1 protein-coding gene is annotated in these 508 nt (G+C 69.3%); it reads left to right on the forward strand.

Features of this window, described 5'->3' with window-relative positions; genetic code table 11:
• Positions 1 to 508, forward strand: a 508-nt coding sequence (locus Mam01_RS36200; RefSeq protein WP_204289715.1) for an RNA-guided endonuclease InsQ/TnpB family protein, incomplete at both ends; no start/stop codon positions are given.

Raw genomic sequence — 508 nt, forward strand, 5'->3', positions numbered from 1 at the left:
GGGGTGTCCTGTGTGCCGTTGCAGCAGGCGCTGCGGCACCTGCAGGCCGCCTTCACAAACTTCTTCGCCAAGCGGGCCAAGTACCCCACCTTCAAGTCGCGCAAGAAGTCGCGGGCGTCGGCCGAATACACCCGCTCGGCCTTCCGCTGGCGCGACGGACAGCTCACACTGGCGAAGATGGACGCCCCGCTGGACATCGTGTGGTCGCGTCCGCTCCCACAGGGCGCGGAGCCGTCCACGGTGACCGTCAGCAAGGACGCGTCCGAGCGGTGGTTCGTGTCCCTCCTGGTGGAGGAGATGATCCGCTCCCTCGCCCCCATGGGGGACGTGGTCGGGGTAGACGCGGGGATCACCAACCTGGTGACCCTGTCCCGACCGATCGGCGATCTCACCGACGAGGACGGCAGGGTCGCCAACCCCCGGCATGAGCGGGGCGATCGCAGGCGCCTGGCCAAGGCCCAGCGCTCGCTGGCACGCAAGGCCGCGGGAAGCGCGAATCAGGCCAAGG

Origin of the sequence: Microbispora amethystogenes, assembly GCF_016863015.1 — a bacterium.
Lineage (GTDB): Bacteria > Actinomycetota > Actinomycetes > Streptosporangiales > Streptosporangiaceae > Microbispora > Microbispora amethystogenes.